Raw genomic sequence first — 16,463 nt, forward strand, 5'->3', positions numbered from 1 at the left:
GTCACCCCCGCCCCCGAGGCCGTCGAGCCCGTCCAGGCCCCGGTCACTCCCGCACCACCCAGCGAGGACGTCACCGTCGTACTCCCCGCCCCGGCCACGGACGAGCGGCCCGAGGCGCAGATGGAGCCCGAGCAGCACATGCAGGGCCCCCAGCAGTCCCAGCTGGCGCCGCCCGAGACGCTGGAGCCCCCCGCCTCCGCGGTCACCGTCCCGGCACCCCGCGACGGGGACGCCCAACTGGCCCAGAACGCCGACGACCTGGACACCCGGGCCGCCGAGCAGGAAGATCTGGCCGACCAGGAACGCCGAGAAGAGAGTGCGGCCGCAGTGGCAGAAGTCCGACAGTCCACCGGCTCCGCGGCCCCCGGCTACGACCCCGCCGAGCGCGAGGCCGTCCTGAAGGTCATGCGCGAACGCCGTGACATCCGCAACGGCTTCCGCAGCGACCCGATCCCGCACGAGGTGCTGCTGCGCGTCCTGGAGGCCGCCCACCACGCCCCGTCCGTCGGTCACTCGCAGCCGTGGGACTTCGTCGTCATCCGCTCCGCCGACACCCGGCGCGCGATGCACGAACTGGCCATGCGCCAGCGCGACGCCTACGCCAAGTCCCTCCCCAAGGGCCGGGCGAAGCAGTTCAAGGAACTGAAGATCGAGGCCATCCTCGACACGCCGGTGAACATCGTCGTCACCGCCGACCCGACCCGCGGCGGCCGGCACACCCTGGGCCGTCACACCCAGCCCCAGATGGCCCCCTACTCGGCCGCACTGGCCGTGGAGAACCTCTGGCTCGCCGCCCGCGCCGAAGGCCTCGGCGTCGGCTGGGTCAGCTTCTTCGACGAGCGCGAGATGGTCCGCGCCCTCGGCCTGCCCGAGCACCTGGAGATCATCGCCTACCTGTGCGTCGGCTACGTCGACGAATTCCCGGACGAGCCCGAGCTGTTGCAGGCCGGCTGGTCCAAGCGCCGCCCGCTGTCCTGGGTCGTGCACGAAGAGACATACGGCCGCCGTGCCCTGCCCGGAGAGGAACCCCACGACCTGCTCGCCGAGACCGTCGCGCAGATCCGCCCGCTGGACGCCAAGGCGCTCGGCGAGGCGTGGGAGCGCCAGAAGCGTATGACCAAGCCGGCCGGAGCGCTGGGCATGCTGGAGATCATCTCCGCACAGCTGTCCGGCCTGTCCCGCCAGTGCCCGCCGCCCATCCCGGAGCCCGCGGCCGTCGCGATCTTCGCGGGCGACCACGGTGTGCACGCCCAGGGCGTCACCCCCTGGCCGCAGGAGGTCACGGCCCAGATGGTGGCCAACTTCCTCGGCGGCGGTGCCGTGTGCAACGCCTTCGCCACCCAGGTCGGTGCCGAGGTCTGCATCGTGGACGTGGGCGTCGCCGCCGACCTGCCGGCCACCCCGGGTCTGCTGCCCCGCAAGATCCGCGGCGGCACGTCCGACATGACGACCGGCCCCGCGATGACCCGCGAGGAGGCCAGGCAGGCCATCGAGGTCGGCATCGAGACCGCCCGCGACCTGGTCGCCGCCGGCAACAAGGCCCTGCTGACCGGTGAGATGGGCATCGCGAACACCACCGCGTCCGCCGCCCTGATCTCCGTCTTCACGGGCGCGGACCCGGCCGAGGTCACGGGCCGGGGCACCGGCATCAACGACGAGACCCTCGCCCGCAAGACCGAGGTCGTGCGCCGCGCCCTGGAAGTGCACCAGCCGGACCCGGCCGACCCGATCGGCGCGCTCGCCGCGATCGGCGGCTTCGAGCACGCCGCCATCGTCGGCCTCCTCCTCGGCGGCGCCTCCCTGCGTACGCCGGTGATCCTGGACGGCGTCAGCGCCGGCGCCGCCGCCCTGGTCGCCCGGGCGATCGCCCCGGAGGTCCTGGCCGCGTGCATCGCCGGCCACCGCAGCGCCGAGCCGGGCCATGTCGCCGCCCTCAACAAGCTGGGCCTGCGCCCCCTGGTCGACCTCGACCTGCGCCTCGGCGAGGGCACCGGTGCCCTGCTCGCCCTCCCGCTGGTGCAGAGCACGGCCAGGGCGATGCACGAGGTGGCGACGTTCGACTCCGCAGGAGTGACGGAGAAGTAGGGCTGCCGCCGTCGACGCGGATCCGTGGGCGGGCGTTCCGCGGGCCGGGACACCCGCCCACGGACCGCCCGCCGTCGGCACGGCAGGGATGCCCAGCCACCCGACCGCCCGCCGACGACGGGGCGTCCGGGGTGCCCAGCCACCGGACCGCCCGCCCACGGGGCGTCCCGGGTGCCCAGCCACTGGACCACCCGAGCCGTCCTTCCAGCCGCCCATTAAAATCCGCACGTCAGGGCACTGAACACCGCCGCTACAGGAGCCGCACCTCATGGCCGAACACCCCGCCTACCCCGTAGGCCTCCGCCTCACCGGCCGTCGCGTGGTCGTCCTCGGCGGTGGCCAGGTCGCCCAGCGCCGCCTCCCGGCACTGATCGCGGCGGGCGCGGACGTCCTCCTCGTGTCGCCCGAGGCCACCCCCTCGGTCGAGGCCATGGCGGACGCCGGCGAGATCACCTGGCAGCGGCGCCCGTACGCGGAGGGCGACCTGGCCGACGCCTGGTACGCCCTCATCGCCACCAGCGACCCCGAGGCCAATACAACCGCCTCGGCCGAGGCCGAGCGGCACCGCGTCTGGTGCGTCCGCTCCGACGACGCCGACCGGGCGACGGCGTGGACCCCGGCCACCGGCCACAGCGAGGGCGTCACGGTCGCGGTCCTCACCACCGACGCCAAGGGGCGCGACCCCCGCCACACCGCCGCCATCCGCGACGCGGTCGTCGAGGGCCTGCGCGACGGCACACTCGTCGCCCCGCACTTCCGCACCCGCACACCCGGAGTCGCCCTGGTCGGCGGTGGCCCCGGCGACCCCGACCTGATCACCGTGCGCGGCCGCCGTCTGCTCGCCGAGGCCGACGTGGTCATCGCGGACCGCCTCGGCCCGCGTGACCTGCTCGCCGAACTCCCGTCGCACGTCGAGGTGATCGACGCGGCCAAGATTCCTTACGGCCGCTTCATGGCCCAGGAGGCCATCAACAACGCGCTGATCGAGCACGCAAAGCAGGGCAAGTCGGTCGTCCGGCTGAAGGGCGGCGACCCCTACGTCTTCGGCCGCGGCATGGAGGAACTCCAGGCCCTCGCCGAGGTCGGTATCCCCTGCACGGTCGTCCCCGGGATCTCCAGCTCGATCTCGGTCCCGGGCGCGGCGGGCATCCCCGTCACCCATCGCGGCGTCGCCCACGAGTTCACCGTGGTCAGCGGGCACGTGGCGCCCGACGACGAGCGCTCCTTGGTGGACTGGCCGTCCCTGGCCCGGCTGACCGGCACCCTCGTGATCCTCATGGGCGTCGACAAGATCGGGAAGATCGCCGAGACGCTCGTCGCCCACGGAAAGCCGTCCGACACCCCCGTCGCTCTCGTCCAGGAGGGCACGACCGCCGCTCAGCGCCGCGTCGACGCCACCCTCGCGACGGTCGCGGAGACCGTGCGGGCCGAGGACGTGAAGCCCCCGGCGGTCATCGTCATCGGCGACGTCGTGACGGTCGGCCCCGCGGCCTCCGCGCCACGCAAGTAACCCCGGGTAACACAACCCGTACCGAGCCGTTGGCACCACACCCAGGACAAGGCAGTATCACCCTGTGGCCGATCTCATCACCGTCGAGGATCCCGACGACCCGCGTCTGCGCGACTACACCGGCCTGACCGACGTGGAGCTGCGCCGCAAGCGCGAACCCGCCGAGGGCCTGTTCATCGCCGAGGGCGAGAAGGTCATCCGCAGGGCCAAGGAAGCCGGTTACGAGATGCGGTCCATGCTGCTCTCGGCCAAGTGGGTCGACGTCATGCGCGACGTCATCGACGAACTCCCCGCTCCGGTCTACGCCGTCAGCCCGGAGCTCGCCGAGCAGGTCACCGGCTACCACGTGCACCGCGGCGCGCTCGCGTCCATGCAGCGCAAGCCCCTGCCCACGGCTGCCGACCTCCTGCGGACCGCCCGCCGTGTCGTCGTCATGGAGTCGGTCAACGACCACACCAACATCGGCGCCATCTTCCGCTCGGCCGCCGCCCTCGGCATGGACGCGGTCCTGCTCTCCCCGGACTGCGCCGACCCTCTCTACCGCCGCAGTGTGAAGGTCTCCATGGGCGCGGTCTTCTCCGTCCCGTACGCCCGGCTGGACACCTGGCCCAAGGGCCTGGACTCGGTCCGTGAAGCGGGCTTCACCCTGCTCGCCCTCACCCCCGACGAGAAGGCCCGGCCCCTCGACGAGGCCGCCCCGCACACCATGGACCGCGTGGCCCTGATGCTCGGCGCCGAGGGCGACGGCCTGTCCACCCAGGCCCTGGTCGCGGCCGACGAATGGGTCCGCATCCCCATGTCCCACGGCGTCGACTCCCTCAACGTGGGCGCGGCGGCCGCCGTGGCCTTCTACGCCGTGGCCACCGGCCGGCCCCAGGTCTGAGGACGTCACGTGGAGCAGCGCGAAGCCGTCGTCGCCGTGCTCCTGCGCGGCGACCGCCTCCTCGCCGTCCGACGCGGCCCGGCCGTCGTCCGCCCCGGCTACTGGCAGCCGCTCAGCGGCAAGGTCGAGCCGGGCGAGACCCAGGAGCAGGCGGTCGTCCGGGAAGTGCGCGAGGAGGTCGGCCTCACCGTCGTACCGGAGGCGAAGGTCTGGGAGTCGGAGACCGACGACCACCGCTTCCGCCTCCACTGGTGGACCGTACGGGCCGACACGGGCGAGGTGGTCCCCGACCCGCGCGAGGTCGCCGAGACCCGCTGGGTCACCCCGCGGGAGTTCCTGGCCCTGGACCCGGTCTTCGACGGGGACCGGGAGTTCTTCGAACGCATCCTGCCGGAGCTCTGACGCCGCGCCGGACAGCGGGCCGTCGCCTCCCGGCCGGCAGTCTCCCAGCCGTCGGTCCCGGCTAGAAGCCCCGTGGGGGATCGTCCTGCTGGACGCGCTCCTGCCGTACCCCGCCCCCGTCGCCGCCGAGTCCCCGCGCGGGGCCCTGGCAGCCCTGCACCAGGGCGATGCCCACCGCCACCAGCAGCGTCACCACGACGAACACGAACAGCCGCTGCCGCAGCAACCGCGGATTGGCTGGCCGCAGTTTCGTCCCGGTGTTCCTGGACGCCGGGCGCCCGGTGCCGCTGTGCGGGGCGGGGCGGCTGCCGCTGCCCGACCGCGTGCCGTTGCGCCCGGTGGGCGTCGGCCGCGACCCGGACCGCGAGGGGGTGCCGCCCCGCGAGGCGCCCGCCCCGCGCACCGGAGTCCTGCCGCGGTTCCCGCCCCCGGTCGCCCGGGCTCCGCCGCGCCCACCGGTCCCGCTCTGCGAAGCCGGACCGTCCGGTGACGGATGGCCGTCCCGGGACGGGGCTGAACCCCGCGGCGGGGGAGTGCCCCGGCCCCGCTGCGCCCCGGAGACCCCGCCGCCCTGTAGTCCTTGCGGACGCCGGGCGCGCTCGGGGTAGGTGTCGACGGGCCGGTCGCTCTCGGCGCCGCGCGGCGCGGGCGGTCGCACAACGGCGATGTCCTGCGACTCCCGGGCCGCGATCTCCTTGAGCCGCAGCGACAGTTGGAGCGTGCTGGGCCGCTCCTCGGGGTCCTTCGCCAGACATGCGCGGACGAGCGGAGCCAACGCGTCGGGGACGCCGTGCAGCTGCGGCTCCTCGTGCACCACGCGGTACAGCATCACCTCGGAACTGCCGTGCCCGAAGGGCGAGTCGCCCATCGAGGAGTACGCGAGGGTGGCACCGAGCGAGAACACGTCCGTGGCCGGGGTGACGGCGGCCCCGCGCACCTGCTCCGGCGCCAGGAAGCCGGGCGAGCCGACCGCCGTGCCGACATGGGTGAGCGTCGAGGCGCCGGTGGCCCAGGCGATGCCGAAGTCGATGATCCGCGGCCCCTTCGGGGACAGCAGGATGTTGGACGGCTTCAGGTCCCGGTGCACCACCCCGGCCTCGTGCACCGCGACCAGGCCCTCCGACAGGGCCGCACCCACGGCGGCGACATCCGCCGCGCAGAGCGGTCCCTCGGCCGCGACCTTGTCGTGCAGGGACGGGCCGGGCACGTACTGGGTGGCGAACCAGGGCCGGTCCGCGTCGAGGTCGGCGGCCACCAGCCGGGCCGTGCAGCCGCCGCGGATCCGCCGGGCCGCCGAGACCTCACGGGCGAACCGGGAGCGGAACTCCTGATCCTCCGCCAGGTCGGGACGGATGACCTTGAGCGCGACCCGCTGCCCCTTCTTGTCGGAGCCCAGGTAGACCACGCCCATCCCGCCCGCGCCGAGCCGTCTGTGAAGCTTGAACGAGCCGACGACGCGCGGGTCCTCGCGCCTCAGGCGCATCATCGCCATGTTCATCCCCGCTGCCCGGTCCTGTGACGAGCCACAGCTTACGTTTCCACGGCCGCCCGCGCGCAGAGGCCGCGCCCTCTCGGCGTGATGGATTGTCAGTGGTGGGTGGGAGACTTGAAAGGTGGTCAGGGAGCGTGCGAAGAGGCGGACTTCGCGCCGCGTGTGACCCCAACCACCCGTCACAGAAGGGGGATTGGTCCTGTGAAGGGTGATCGCGTGGAGATAGTCGTGGACGCGGGGGACACGACGCGCACCTACGAGGTGGTGGCGAGCAGGGCGGGCCGCAGGGTGGAGACAGCGGTACGCCGAGGCGTCGTGGAAGTGAGCGAAGTCACCCGGTGGGGGTCCCCCCACGCCGTTTAGGCAGTGGGGGAGGGACAGTCGTACGTACCGCTCGCTTCATGGCGAATCGGGTGCTGGCTCTGGTGGAACAGCCGGTTCCGCGGGAGGAGAGCTCGGATAAAAGGGATGATCCGGTCGTCCCGTCGGGGAAGACCCTGAGACCCGCGCCCCCGTCTCCACCCAGGGGAGTACATCGCAGGTGGCGGCTCATCCTCCGGGAGGCCCGGCAATCGGTACGAGGGCATGACGCCCAGGGAGGGCCGGACGCCTAGATTTGAGGTCAAGCGGCGGGTGGCAGCACTCGTCCCCCGAGGTCAGACGCCCGCCGCTGCCAACGACAACTGAGAACGGGCAGGAGAGGGACCATGGCCCAGACGGCTCCGCGGACGCTGCTCCGCGAAGAGGGACGCAAGGTGTACGCCGCCGCGTTCCGCCGCCGCCAGGGCCGTCGCCACCCGGTGGTGGCGACGTTGATGGCCCTTCCCCTGGCGGTCCTGCTCCTCCTCGTCTTCGACGGGTGGGAGACAGTGGCCACACAGGCGTCGTCCGTGGGAGAGATGCTGGGGCGCTGAGCGGCGACCCCCAGGCCCGGAAGAGCGGTCCGGGCGGGGACATCCCACCCATGAAACCCCGTGGGGACGGGGGTGCGGCGGACGGCAAAAAATGCCGGCGCAGCTGGGGAGCTGCGCCGGCATTGCTTTTGTCCCGCAGGCGCCGAGCGCCCGGAACGAACCGTTCCCTACGGCCCGGCCCCCGTCTGCACGTACTCTCGGCCGGTGACCTCCGCCGCCGTTCCGCTCCTGGCCGACCTCACCGCGAAGGCCCGAGCCACCGCCCACGCGCGCTCGTCGGCCTGCCCCTGCGGCGCGACCACGCTCGCCGACCGCCCCGACGGTCTGGTGGTGCGGCACGCGGACACCGTCGCGAAGGCCCACGCCCCGGGCACCGACCCGGCCGAGCTGACCGGCCGCCTCACCCTCGCCGCCCACCACCCCGACATCCTCCTGCCCCCACTGGACCGGGCCCCGGCCGACCTGCACGGCCGCCTCACGACGTTCTGGCCGTACGGCACTCCCGTGGATCCCGACGATCCGGACGCCGCCCCCTGGGAAGCAGCCGCCACGCTCCTCGCCCGCCTCCACCGCACCCCGGTTCCGGTCGGCCTGCCCGCCATGCGCGGCCCCGTCAAGGCGGCCCAGGCCATCGGCCGACTCCGCGAGGCAGGTCCGCACCCGGCGGCCGCCCCGGTCCTGCGCGCCTGGGCCACCCTCCCGCCCTGGGCCCGCGCCGAGGTCCCGATGCCCGACTCCGGCACCCTCTGCCACGGCGACCTCCACCTCGGGCAGCTCATCCGTCACCCCGCTCCCGACGGCCCCTGGCTGCTGATAGACGTGGACGACCTCGGCGTCGGCGTCCCCGCCTGGGACCTCGCCCGCCCCGCCGCCTGGTACGCCTGCGGCCTGCTCCCGCCCGACGAGTGGACCCGGTTCCTCACCGCCTACCGGGAGGCCGGCGGCCCCGCCGTCCCCGCCGAGGGCGACCCCTGGCCCGCTCTCGACGTCCCCGCCCGGGCCCTCACCGCCCAGACCGCGGCCCGGGCCGTCACCAAGGCGTTCGCGGCCGGCCGCCCACTCGACGAGGTGGAGCGGTCGGTCGTGGACGCCTGTGACCGAATGGCTACCGTCCCGCCGCAGTTGGGGCGGGACCACGCGAAGTAGGGTGCAACCGACTGCAGCGGGACAGAGTCTGTCCTGGCGAGATGTGAAGCAGGACCGACCGGCGAGGAGTTGAACGACCATGCAGTGTCCGAAGTGCCGTGCGCCGATGCACACGTACAACCGCAACGGTGTCCAGATCGAGCAGTGCAGCGGCTGCCGCGGGATCTTTCTCGACTACGGCGAGCTGGAGTCGCTGACCCGCCTGGAAGCGCAGTGGTCCCAGGCCGCCCCGCACGGCGGCCACGGGCACCACGGCCACCACGGGCACCACCGCAACAAGAGCTTCGGCCACATGCTGTTCTCGTCCTGATGCGAGTCGTGACGCGCAGTCGTGACGTGAAGTCGTGACACGACAGGAGCCCCCGGCCGCGAACGGCCGGGGGCTCCTTGGTGCTGTGGACGATACTGGGATTGAACCAGTGACCTCTTCCGTGTCAGGGAAGCGCTCTCCCGCTGAGCTAATCGTCCTCGGGACCATGACCACCGAGTGCATCGGATCATGGGCACTGCGTGCGCGATACTGGGATTGAACCAGTGACCTCTTCCGTGTCAGGGAAGCGCTCTCCCGCTGAGCTAATCGCGCGGGGTCGGGATCTTGAAAGATCCAGTGGACGATACTGGGATTGAACCAGTGACCTCTTCCGTGTCAGGGAAGCGCTCTCCCGCTGAGCTAATCGTCCTTGGAGGTGGAGACGGGATTTGAACCCGTGTAGACGGCTTTGCAGGCCGTTGCCTCGCCTCTCGGCCACTCCACCAGGAGTGTAGGGGGCCGGGAAGCCCCCTCTTCCTTCGAGCGGACGACGAGGTTCGAACTCGCGACCTCAACCTTGGCAAGGTTGCGCTCTACCAACTGAGCTACGTCCGCCTGTCGTTTCGGACCGCTCTCGCGGCCCGGCGACGTGTTGAACTCTAGCGGATACCGGGGCCAGTACAAAAACGCGTTTGTGCAGCGTGCTGCGCTTCCCCTGCTCAGCGAGGTCACAAGGCCGCCCGAGGGGACATCCCCCGGCCACCCGCGGGACACCCGTCCTAGACTCGACGGCGTGCTCGACCTCCCTCCTCTCGCCCGCTTCGGTGACCGTGTCGCCACCGGGCTCCTCGACGTCACCGACGATCCCGAAGCCCTGGAGTCCAGCGGCTTCTGGGCCGTCTGCGCCGACTTCGAGGGCCGTCTGACCTGCGCTCGCTTCGCGGAGGTCCGGACGGCGGACGTGCCTGTTCCCGTGCCCGGCGCATGGCGCGGTCCCGCTGCCGGTGACTGGACGTCCTCGCTCGACCGCGCCGCGTACACGGCCGGGGTGCGGCGGATCCGCGAACACATCGCGGCCGGCGAGGTCTACCAGGCGAACCTGTGCCGGGTGCTGTCCGCGCCCGTCCCGCCCGGCGCCGACGTGGACGCGCTCACCGCGCTGCTGGCCCGCGGCAACCCGGCACCGTACGCAGGAACGATCCGCCTGGCCGAGCACGGCGTGGAGATCGCCACCGCCTCTCCCGAGCTGTTCCTGCGCCGCGACGGCCGGACCGTCGAGTCCGGGCCGATCAAGGGCACCGGCCGCACCGAGGCGGACCTGCTGGAGAAGGACTACGCCGAGAACGTGATGATCGTGGACCTCGTCCGTAACGACATCGGGCGGGTGTGTGCCACGGGCAGCGTCACGGTGCCCGACCTGTGTGCCGTCGAGAAGCATCCCGGGCTGGTCCACCTCGTGTCGACGGTCCGCGGCGAGCTGGGGGAGGGGGCCGGCTGGGCCGAGCTGCTCGGCGCCGCCTTCCCGCCCGGCTCGGTCACCGGCGCGCCCAAGTCCAGCGCGCTGCGGATCATCGACGCGCTGGAGACCGCGCCCAGGGGGCCGTACTGCGGCGGCATCGGCTGGGTCGACGCCGACCGGGAGATCGGAGAGCTGGCCGTCGGTATCCGTACCTTCTGGATCGACCGGGCCGACGGCATGCTGCGCTTCGGCACCGGGGCCGGCATCACCTGGGGCTCCGACCCCGAGGGGGAGTGGCGGGAGACCGAGCTGAAGGCGTCCCGGCTGCTCGCGATAGCGTCGGGAGCGTACGAGGTGAGTGGAGAGGACCTGACGTGAAGATCTGGCTCGACGGCGGTCTGCAGGACATCGAGTCCGCCCGCGTCTCCGTCTTCGACCACGGGCTGACCGTGGGCGACGGCATCTTCGAGACGGTGAAGGCCGTGGACGGCCGGGTGTTCGCGCTCACCCGGCACCTCGACCGGCTGACCCGGTCCGCCCGCGGCCTCGGCCTGCCGGACCCGGACCACGACGAGGTGCGCCGCGCCTGCGCCGCCGTCCTCGACGCCAACCCCGTGCCGCTCGGCCGCCTCCGCATCACCTACACCGGCGGGCACGGCCCCCTCGGTTCCGACCGCGGCGAGCACGGCCCGACTCTGGTCGTCGCCCTCGGCGAGACCACCCGCCGCCCCGACTCCACCGCCGTGATCACGGTCCCCTGGACCCGCAACGAGCGCGGCGCGCTCACCGGCCTGAAGACCACCTCGTACGCCGAGAACGTGGTCGCCCTCGCCCGGGCCCGTGAACAGGGCGCGTCCGAGGCCCTGTTCGGCAACACGGTGGGGCAGCTGTGCGAGGGCACCGGGTCGAACGTCTTCGTCGTCCTCGACGGCGAGATCCACACGCCGCCGATCGCCTCGGGCTGCCTCGCCGGCATCACCCGTGCGCTCACCGTCGAATGGACCGGCGCCAAGGAGACCGACCTGCCGCTGGACGTCCTGGAGCGGGCCGACGAGATCTTCCTGACGTCCACCCTGCGGGACGTGCAGGCGGTGCACCGCGTCGACGGCCGTGAGCTGCCCGGCGCACCCGGCCCGGTGACCGCCAAGGCCATGCGGATCTTCGACGAGCGGGCCGGGAACGACCTCGACCCCTGAAAGCCTCGGAAATTCGGCTGACCAGGGACCTGGTTGCGGGTAGAACACCCCTGATGACCACGACCCTGCGGCCGATCGAGCCGCTTCAGCAGAACGCCGACGGGACGCGCTCACGCCGCTTCCAGGTGTGTGTCAACAGCCGTCCCGTGGGGGCGATACACCTCGGCACGCACCCCGTCTTCGGCGCCGGGGTGGCCCGGATCACGAAGCTGCACATCGACGAGCCGGATCGCAGGCGGGGACGGGGCACGGTCGCCGCACTCGCCGCGGAGGAGGTGGCGCGCGGCTGGGGGTGCCGCCGCGTCGAGGCGGCGGTCCCCGCCGCGTCCGAGGCGGGAGTCCGGCTCGCCACGGCGCTCGGCTACGTCGTCCGCAACCGTGGCATGGCGAAGCAGCTCGGCGATATCCCGCCCGACCTGCCGGAGGGCCGTCGCGCCCGGCCCATGACCGAGGCGGAGTTCGGGCCCTGGCTGGAGAAGGGCCTGGAGGACTACGCGCGCAGCTGGATCGAACGGGGCGTCCCGGAGGCCGAGGCCCGGGCCAAGTCGGAGCGCGACCACGCCACCCTGCTGCCCGAGGGCCTCGCCACCCCCGGCATGCTCATCAGCGTCGTCGAGCACCTGGGGACACCGGTGGGCACGCTGTGGCTGGCGGTGCGTGAGGACAGCGCGTTCGTCTTCGACGTCGAAGCCGACGCCGCCCACCGGGGGAAGGGCCACGGCCGCACGCTGATGCTGCTCGCCGAGGCCCAGACGATTGCCGAGGGCAGACGGACCCTCGGCCTCAATGTCTTCGCCGGCAATGCCCCGGCCGAACGGCTCTACGCCTCCCTCGGCTACGAGACCGAGCAGTACGCCATGTACAAGCCGCTGCTGTAGGGCCTGTCGTTTGGATCAGACCGCAGACGCGGGGCCTGGCACGCGCATCTGCCGCGTTGTCGTCGGTTGCCGACTCCCCACGCTCGGCTGCGCTCGCGCGGGAGGGACCCCCATCGCGCCGACGCCCTCCTCCGCCTTGCAGCTGCACGCACCAGGCCCCGCTCACCGGCGCTGACAGGAACCGCCGCCATCCTGCGACCTGATCCAACCGACAGGCCCCAGCGGCCCGAAGCCGGGCGAGGCGGTCAGTGCTCCTGCCCGGCCAGCAGCCGGTCCGCGATCTCCTCGATGCGCTCGCGCAGCCCCTCCTGGCTCTTGCCGCCGTCGAGCCGCTCACCGCCGATGACGTACGTCGGGGTACCGGTCACGCCGATCGCCTTGCCCTCGGCCTGGTCGGCGTCCACGATCAGGATGTGCCGGCCGTCGATCAGCGCGGTGTCGAACTCCTCGGCGTCCAGGTCCAGTTCGCGAGCCACCTCGACCAGGAAGGGTTCCCCCTTACGGGACAGCTCCTCCACCCGCCCCAGCAGGGCCTCAGCGTACGGCCATCCGCGGCCCTGCTCCCACGCCTCCTCCGCGGCCTGGGCGGCGGCGAAGGCGTGCTTGTTCTTCTCCAGCGGGAAGTGCCGCAGCCGCACCTCCAGGCGGTCGCCGTAGCGGGCGCGCAGGGCATGGAGATCGTCCAGCGCGGTACGGCAGTCCGGGCACTGGAGGTCGCACCAGACCTCGAGGACGGGGGCGGCGGAACGGTCGGAGGAGGAGTCGCTCATGCCGACAGTCTCCCAGCAGTACGGACCGGGGGCGCAGCCCGCACCGGCACCTGCGGAGGAGGTGACCCGGAGATGTCCCTGATGTCGGGCCGCGGCATGGCCCCCCGGGGTACGGCGGGTGCAGGATGGAAGGGGAGGAAGTGCCCCGACCCGACCGCGCCACGCCTGGAGGACCAGATGATTGCCGAGACCGTCTGCTCCGCCGTGTCCGCGGCAGGCCTGGGCATTGCGATCGTCACGGCGTACCGCAAGCGCTACCTCGCGGCCGTCCGTATCGCGGCCTACTCCCTCGTTCCGATCGGCCTGGTGATGACGGGAGTCGTCGAGTGGCTGGCCGACACCGCCTTCAGCCCGACGGCCTGGGCCGGATTCGGGTTGCTCGGTCTCGCCTGGGTGCTCTTCATGACCACACGGGCCGTGGAGCGCCGCCGCGGCGGCACCCGCAAGGAGCGCCGGGCGGCGGCCCGCGAGGCCGGCCGGTCCGATGCGGTGGCCTCCGGCGCCGCGGCACCGGCCCTGGGCCAGGGCACCCGGCCGGCGACCCGGCCCGCACCCGCGTCCCGCGGCGACGACGACTTCAGCGACATCGAGGCCATCCTCAAGAAGCACGGCATATGAAGGGGCAGCCCGCTCGGGGCTGAATCGTCACAGTGCGTCCGCGGGTGCGCGGAAGTGATCACAACCCGAACCGGACCTCACGGAATCGGTGCACTCCCGCACGGAACGGGGGCGCTGATCGCGTGCGGCGGGGCGACTGCGTCATCATCGCCGCGAGATGCTCGACACGACGAAACAGAGTGACCCCGCACCGCCGCAGGACGAGCCAGGTCCCCCGCGGGACGAGCCGCGCGGTTGCCTCTTCGCCCTGTCCCAGCCACCGCTGATGATCTTCCTGGCGGTGATCGGGAGCCTGCTGCTCATGGCCTCGTTGCACGATCTGCTGCTGCTGTGAGCCGTACCCGCGGTACCCGGCGCCATCCGCCGGGGCCGCGTCGGCATCGACGCCCTTGCGGCCCCACGACCCGGCGACGGCGTCAGCCCGCCGCCTCCTTGCGGCGCGCCCGGTACGCGGCCACGTGCAGCCGGTTTCCGCAGGTACGGCTGTCGCAGTAGCGCCGTGAGCGGTTGCGGGACAGGTCCACGAAGGCGCGCCGGCAGTCGGGCGCCTCGCACCGCCGCAGCCGCTCCTGCTCGCCGGCGACCACGAAGAACGCCAGCGCCATGCCGCAGTCGGCGGCCAGATGGTCGGCGACGGAGGCGCCGGGCGCGAAGTAGTGCACATGCCAGTCGTAGCCGTCGTGGTCCGTGAGCCGGGGCGTGGTGCCGGCGGCCGCGACAAGCTCGTTGATCTGGCCTGCCGCGGCCCGGGCGTCCGGGGCGGCGAAGACGAAGGCGAAGCGTTCGCGGATCTTGCGCACCGCGGAGAGGTCGAACTCCGAGAGCACCCCGACATCGCTGATCTCGTGGTTCCGCACGAAGTCCGCGAGGGTCGCCACGTCCGGCAGCCCGTCCGACGCCGTGTCGTCCTCCGGTGCGGTGTTCACCAGATCGACCACGGTGTCGAGGGCGCACCGGGTGTCGTGGGTGATCAGCACGATTTGCTCCCTGGCCTGAGGGTCGGGCGGGCGCCCGCCGATGCTGGCCGATGGTAACGGCTCCACCACCGCCGGACCGCCCTCTTGCCCGCACATGGCTTCGAATACAACGCCGCCGGGCCCGCCAGGGTTCCCGCGCAGGGGCAGCGGGGGAGGGGCCCAGGACGCGAACCGGCGCCGTACCGCGTTGAGCCGCGGTACCGGCGCCGGTGTCATCCCATGTGCGGTTGTCCAGGCCCGAGCCGTCTCCCCGAGTCGACGGCGCCGGGCGGCTTTGTGGGGGCCTCGCCCTAGCTTTCCGCCAGGATGTGCGAGAGCTCCTGGTCGAGGTCGAAGTGCCGGTGTTCCGTGCCGGGCGGCACGGCGGCGTCGGTGCGCTTCAGGAAGGACTCCAGGGCCCGCGCCGGGGCCTCGAGCAGGGCCTCGCCCTCCGGCGAGCTCAGGGCGATGCACACGACGCCCTGACCGTGACTGCGCGACGGCCAGACGCGGACGTCGCCGGTGCCCGTAGGGCGGTGAAGCCCCTCGGCGAGGAGGTCTCGGGCGAACACCCACTCGACGGTTTCCTCGGCTCCGGTGTGGAAGGTGGCGTGCACGGCGTAGGGGTCGGCCGTGTCGTACCGCAGGCCTGCGGGGACAGGCAGGGAGGACTCGCTCGACACAACGAGGCGCAGGTGCAGCTCGCAGCTGACCGTGGTGTTCATAAGCGCCAGGGCCTTTCGCTCAGTGTGCGCTCGGGGATTCGCACGTCGGCGAAATCGACATGCCACCTACGGTGCCGTTGTAAACCCCTCTGAGTGTTTTGCGTGCCTTTACGTAACTCTTCCGGCCGAGAGATCGTTCGCGTCGTGCGTCCATTCCGGTGACTGGTTTCGCTCGGGTAGTGTTTGCCCGTATGAATACGGGGAGTAACGAGCCGGGCGAGGTGGCCGTGGCGTCGGACGAGACGGGGACGAGCGAGGTGCACGGCGAGCAGGACCGCGGGCTCGGCTCGCGGGCGCCGGAATTCATCAAGGCCCGTCGGGCGCTGCACGTGAGCTGGCAGGTCGGCGTCTTCATCATCGGGCTCGCGGTCGTCGTGGCCGGCATCATCATGCTGCCCCTTCCCGGGCCGGGCTGGGTCGTGATCTTCGGCGGCATGGCGATCTGGGCGACGGAGTTCGTCTGGGCCCAGCTGGTGCTCCGCTGGACCAAGCGCAAGGTCACCGAGGCGGCCCAGCGCGCCCTCGATCCCAAGGTGCGGCGCCGCAACATCATTCTGACGTCGATCGGGCTGGTGATCGTGGGCGTACTGGTCGGCTTCTACCTGTGGAAGTTCGGCATCGCCATGCCGTGGAAGATCAAGGACCAGTGAGCGTCACAGGCACGCCCTGACATGGGGTAATGTTCTTCCTGCGTCCGGGCGATTAGCTCAGTGGGAGAGCGCTTCGTTCACACCGAAGAGGTCACTGGTTCGAACCCAGTATCGCCCACCCGGACCGGCGGCCCACCTGCGCAAGCGCAGGTGGGCCGCCGTCGTTGTGCCTGCCAGCAGGCCGGAGGCCGTGTGTCGGGCTCTGTCCGGCCGGGGCTTCGAGGTGTCCGACGGTGGTGCTCTGCCGAGGTGCTCGCGCCCGTTTCGGTGACGCAGAGTTCCGGGTGTCGAGGGGTGTCGAGGGGGGCCGAGGGCTGCCGCGGCGCCGGTCGGTCGGGCCGTGGCCGGAGCCTGCGTGAAGGGCGCATCGGCCGGCTGGTGGTGTGACCGCCCGGGGTGACCAGGGGGCCGCGGGGCGCTCCGCCGGGCGATCGGGCCGGGGTCGTGATCCGTCCGCCGGGCGGGACTGGGCCCCTGGGAGGCCGCTCCTGCCGCCGGGCCTCGTTCGCGCCGCTGCCCCACCCGTAAC

Annotated in this window: 17 protein-coding genes, 6 tRNA genes and 1 pseudogene; 15 read left to right on the forward strand and 9 right to left on the reverse strand. The window is 72.4% G+C overall.

Features of this window, described 5'->3' with window-relative positions; genetic code table 11:
* The 4 genes from cobT to K4G64_RS31930 form a co-directional block, all read left to right on the forward strand.
* On the forward strand, window positions 1–2,085 hold a 2,085-nt coding region (cobT, locus tag K4G64_RS31915), incomplete at its 5' end, for a nicotinate-nucleotide--dimethylbenzimidazole phosphoribosyltransferase (RefSeq protein WP_260461258.1).
* A 268-nt stretch (window positions 2,086–2,353) separates the two neighbouring features.
* The gene (cobA, locus tag K4G64_RS31920; RefSeq protein ID WP_221759418.1) at window positions 2,354–3,595 is read left to right on the forward strand and encodes a uroporphyrinogen-III C-methyltransferase; all 1,242 of its coding nucleotides are present in this window, start codon (window positions 2,354–2,356) and stop codon (window positions 3,593–3,595) included.
* Window positions 3,596–3,659: 64 nt separating this feature from the next.
* On the forward strand, window positions 3,660–4,478 hold the full coding sequence (locus K4G64_RS31925) for an RNA methyltransferase (RefSeq protein WP_221759419.1): 819 nt from the start codon (window positions 3,660–3,662) through the stop codon (window positions 4,476–4,478).
* 9 nt (window positions 4,479–4,487) lie between these two features.
* Window positions 4,488–4,880: an NUDIX domain-containing protein gene (locus K4G64_RS31930; protein ID WP_221759420.1), complete on the forward strand. Its 393-nt coding sequence runs from the start codon at window positions 4,488–4,490 to the stop codon at window positions 4,878–4,880.
* Between the two features lie 61 nt (window positions 4,881–4,941).
* Here the strand turns inward: K4G64_RS31930 and K4G64_RS31935 are convergent, their stop codons facing one another.
* Complete coding sequence (locus K4G64_RS31935; RefSeq protein ID WP_221759421.1) at window positions 4,942–6,378, reverse strand: serine/threonine-protein kinase; 1,437 nt, start codon at window positions 6,376–6,378, stop codon at window positions 4,942–4,944.
* A 195-nt stretch (window positions 6,379–6,573) separates the two neighbouring features.
* On the opposite strand from K4G64_RS31935, the pseudogene K4G64_RS40680 reads away from it, so the two are divergent.
* The 4 genes and pseudogenes from K4G64_RS40680 to K4G64_RS31950 all read left to right on the forward strand — a co-directional run.
* Window positions 6,574–6,877, forward strand: a pseudogene (locus tag K4G64_RS40680) (hypothetical protein); the annotation flags it as partial.
* Window positions 6,878–7,079: 202 nt separating this feature from the next.
* On the forward strand, window positions 7,080–7,286 hold the full coding sequence (locus tag K4G64_RS31940) for a hypothetical protein (protein ID WP_030842984.1): 207 nt from the start codon (window positions 7,080–7,082) through the stop codon (window positions 7,284–7,286).
* A gap of 204 nt (window positions 7,287–7,490) precedes the next feature.
* The gene (locus tag K4G64_RS31945) at window positions 7,491–8,432 is read left to right on the forward strand and encodes an aminoglycoside phosphotransferase family protein (RefSeq protein WP_221759422.1); all 942 of its coding nucleotides are present in this window, start codon (window positions 7,491–7,493) and stop codon (window positions 8,430–8,432) included.
* 79 nt (window positions 8,433–8,511) lie between these two features.
* Complete coding sequence (locus K4G64_RS31950; protein WP_221759423.1) at window positions 8,512–8,742, forward strand: zf-TFIIB domain-containing protein; 231 nt, start codon at window positions 8,512–8,514, stop codon at window positions 8,740–8,742.
* 86 nt (window positions 8,743–8,828) lie between these two features.
* On the opposite strand, the gene K4G64_RS31955 is transcribed toward K4G64_RS31950, so the two are convergent.
* The 5 genes from K4G64_RS31955 to K4G64_RS31975 all read right to left on the reverse strand — a co-directional run bounded on the left by K4G64_RS31955 (window position 8,829) and on the right by K4G64_RS31975 (window position 9,297).
* Window positions 8,829–8,900: transfer RNA gene (locus tag K4G64_RS31955), tRNA-Val, on the reverse strand.
* Window positions 8,901–8,943: 43 nt separating this feature from the next.
* Window positions 8,944–9,015: transfer RNA gene (locus K4G64_RS31960), tRNA-Val, on the reverse strand.
* A 25-nt stretch (window positions 9,016–9,040) separates the two neighbouring features.
* Window positions 9,041–9,112, reverse strand: a tRNA-Val gene (locus K4G64_RS31965).
* Window position 9,113: 1 nt separating this feature from the next.
* Window positions 9,114–9,187 (reverse strand) — tRNA-Cys (locus K4G64_RS31970).
* Window positions 9,188–9,224: 37 nt separating this feature from the next.
* Window positions 9,225–9,297 (reverse strand) — tRNA-Gly (locus K4G64_RS31975).
* 178 nt (window positions 9,298–9,475) lie between these two features.
* On the opposite strand from K4G64_RS31975, the gene K4G64_RS31980 reads away from it, so the two are divergent.
* From K4G64_RS31980 to K4G64_RS31990, 3 genes are read left to right on the forward strand one after another with little or no spacing between them, the layout of a single operon-like run.
* Complete coding sequence (locus K4G64_RS31980; protein ID WP_221759424.1) at window positions 9,476–10,519, forward strand: chorismate-binding protein; 1,044 nt, start codon at window positions 9,476–9,478, stop codon at window positions 10,517–10,519.
* Complete coding sequence (locus tag K4G64_RS31985) at window positions 10,516–11,337, forward strand: aminotransferase class IV (RefSeq protein ID WP_221759425.1); 822 nt, start codon at window positions 10,516–10,518, stop codon at window positions 11,335–11,337. Before K4G64_RS31980 ends, K4G64_RS31985 begins: the two co-directional genes overlap by 4 nt.
* Before the next feature lie 53 nt (window positions 11,338–11,390).
* Window positions 11,391–12,215 carry a GNAT family N-acetyltransferase gene (locus K4G64_RS31990; RefSeq protein ID WP_221759426.1) on the forward strand — a complete coding sequence of 275 codons (825 nt, stop codon included), beginning with the start codon at window positions 11,391–11,393 and terminating at the stop codon, window positions 12,213–12,215.
* 245 nt (window positions 12,216–12,460) lie between these two features.
* Here the strand turns inward: K4G64_RS31990 and K4G64_RS31995 are convergent, their stop codons facing one another.
* Window positions 12,461–12,985 (reverse strand): DsbA family protein, encoded by a 525-nt coding sequence (locus tag K4G64_RS31995; protein ID WP_221759427.1) that lies wholly within the window; start codon window positions 12,983–12,985, stop codon window positions 12,461–12,463.
* 177 nt (window positions 12,986–13,162) lie between these two features.
* Here K4G64_RS31995 and K4G64_RS32000 point away from each other — a divergent pair, with 177 nt between their 5' ends.
* Window positions 13,163–13,603 (forward strand): hypothetical protein, encoded by a 441-nt coding sequence (locus K4G64_RS32000; RefSeq protein ID WP_221759428.1) that lies wholly within the window; start codon window positions 13,163–13,165, stop codon window positions 13,601–13,603.
* Between the two features lie 157 nt (window positions 13,604–13,760).
* Window positions 13,761–13,937: a hypothetical protein gene (locus K4G64_RS32005; RefSeq protein ID WP_221759429.1), complete on the forward strand. Its 177-nt coding sequence runs from the start codon at window positions 13,761–13,763 to the stop codon at window positions 13,935–13,937.
* 82 nt (window positions 13,938–14,019) lie between these two features.
* On the opposite strand, the gene K4G64_RS32010 is transcribed toward K4G64_RS32005, so the two are convergent.
* Together K4G64_RS32010 and K4G64_RS32015 are read right to left on the reverse strand one after the other, a co-directional pair.
* The gene (locus K4G64_RS32010; protein ID WP_221759430.1) at window positions 14,020–14,580 is read right to left on the reverse strand and encodes a CGNR zinc finger domain-containing protein; all 561 of its coding nucleotides are present in this window, start codon (window positions 14,578–14,580) and stop codon (window positions 14,020–14,022) included.
* 290 nt (window positions 14,581–14,870) lie between these two features.
* On the reverse strand, window positions 14,871–15,284 hold the full coding sequence (locus K4G64_RS32015; RefSeq protein ID WP_004002642.1) for an SsgA family sporulation/cell division regulator: 414 nt from the start codon (window positions 15,282–15,284) through the stop codon (window positions 14,871–14,873).
* 191 nt (window positions 15,285–15,475) lie between these two features.
* Here K4G64_RS32015 and K4G64_RS32020 point away from each other — a divergent pair, with 191 nt between their 5' ends.
* Together K4G64_RS32020 and K4G64_RS32025 are read left to right on the forward strand one after the other, a co-directional pair.
* Window positions 15,476–15,934, forward strand: a complete 459-nt coding sequence (locus K4G64_RS32020) for a TIGR02611 family protein (protein WP_221759431.1) — start codon at window positions 15,476–15,478, stop codon at window positions 15,932–15,934.
* A 46-nt stretch (window positions 15,935–15,980) separates the two neighbouring features.
* A tRNA-Val gene (locus K4G64_RS32025) sits at window positions 15,981–16,052 on the forward strand.
* Window positions 16,053–16,463: the final 411 nt, after the last annotated feature.

Origin of the sequence: Streptomyces sp. WAC04114, assembly GCF_019733245.1 — a bacterium.
In the GTDB taxonomy this organism is placed as follows: Bacteria; Actinomycetota; Actinomycetes; order Streptomycetales; family Streptomycetaceae; genus Streptomyces; species Streptomyces massasporeus_A.

Excerpts from the sequence above, each read along its gene's own strand:
- K4G64_RS32005 (WP_221759429.1), top strand. The coding sequence starts at position 13,761 with ATGCTCGACACGACGAAACAGAGTGACCCCGCACCGCCGCAGGACGAG.
- K4G64_RS32015 (WP_004002642.1), bottom strand. The coding sequence starts at position 15,284 with ATGAACACCACGGTCAGCTGCGAGCTGCACCTGCGCCTCGTTGTGTCG.
- K4G64_RS32000 (WP_221759428.1), top strand. The coding sequence starts at position 13,163 with ATGATTGCCGAGACCGTCTGCTCCGCCGTGTCCGCGGCAGGCCTGGGC.
- K4G64_RS32020 (WP_221759431.1), top strand. The coding sequence starts at position 15,476 with ATGAATACGGGGAGTAACGAGCCGGGCGAGGTGGCCGTGGCGTCGGAC.
- K4G64_RS31950 (WP_221759423.1), top strand. The coding sequence starts at position 8,512 with ATGCAGTGTCCGAAGTGCCGTGCGCCGATGCACACGTACAACCGCAAC.
- K4G64_RS31935 (WP_221759421.1), bottom strand. The coding sequence starts at position 6,378 with ATGAACATGGCGATGATGCGCCTGAGGCGCGAGGACCCGCGCGTCGTC.
- K4G64_RS31995 (WP_221759427.1), bottom strand. The coding sequence starts at position 12,985 with ATGAGCGACTCCTCCTCCGACCGTTCCGCCGCCCCCGTCCTCGAGGTC.
- cobA (WP_221759418.1), top strand. The coding sequence starts at position 2,354 with ATGGCCGAACACCCCGCCTACCCCGTAGGCCTCCGCCTCACCGGCCGT.
- K4G64_RS31940 (WP_030842984.1), top strand. The coding sequence starts at position 7,080 with ATGGCCCAGACGGCTCCGCGGACGCTGCTCCGCGAAGAGGGACGCAAG.
- K4G64_RS31990 (WP_221759426.1), top strand. The coding sequence starts at position 11,391 with ATGACCACGACCCTGCGGCCGATCGAGCCGCTTCAGCAGAACGCCGAC.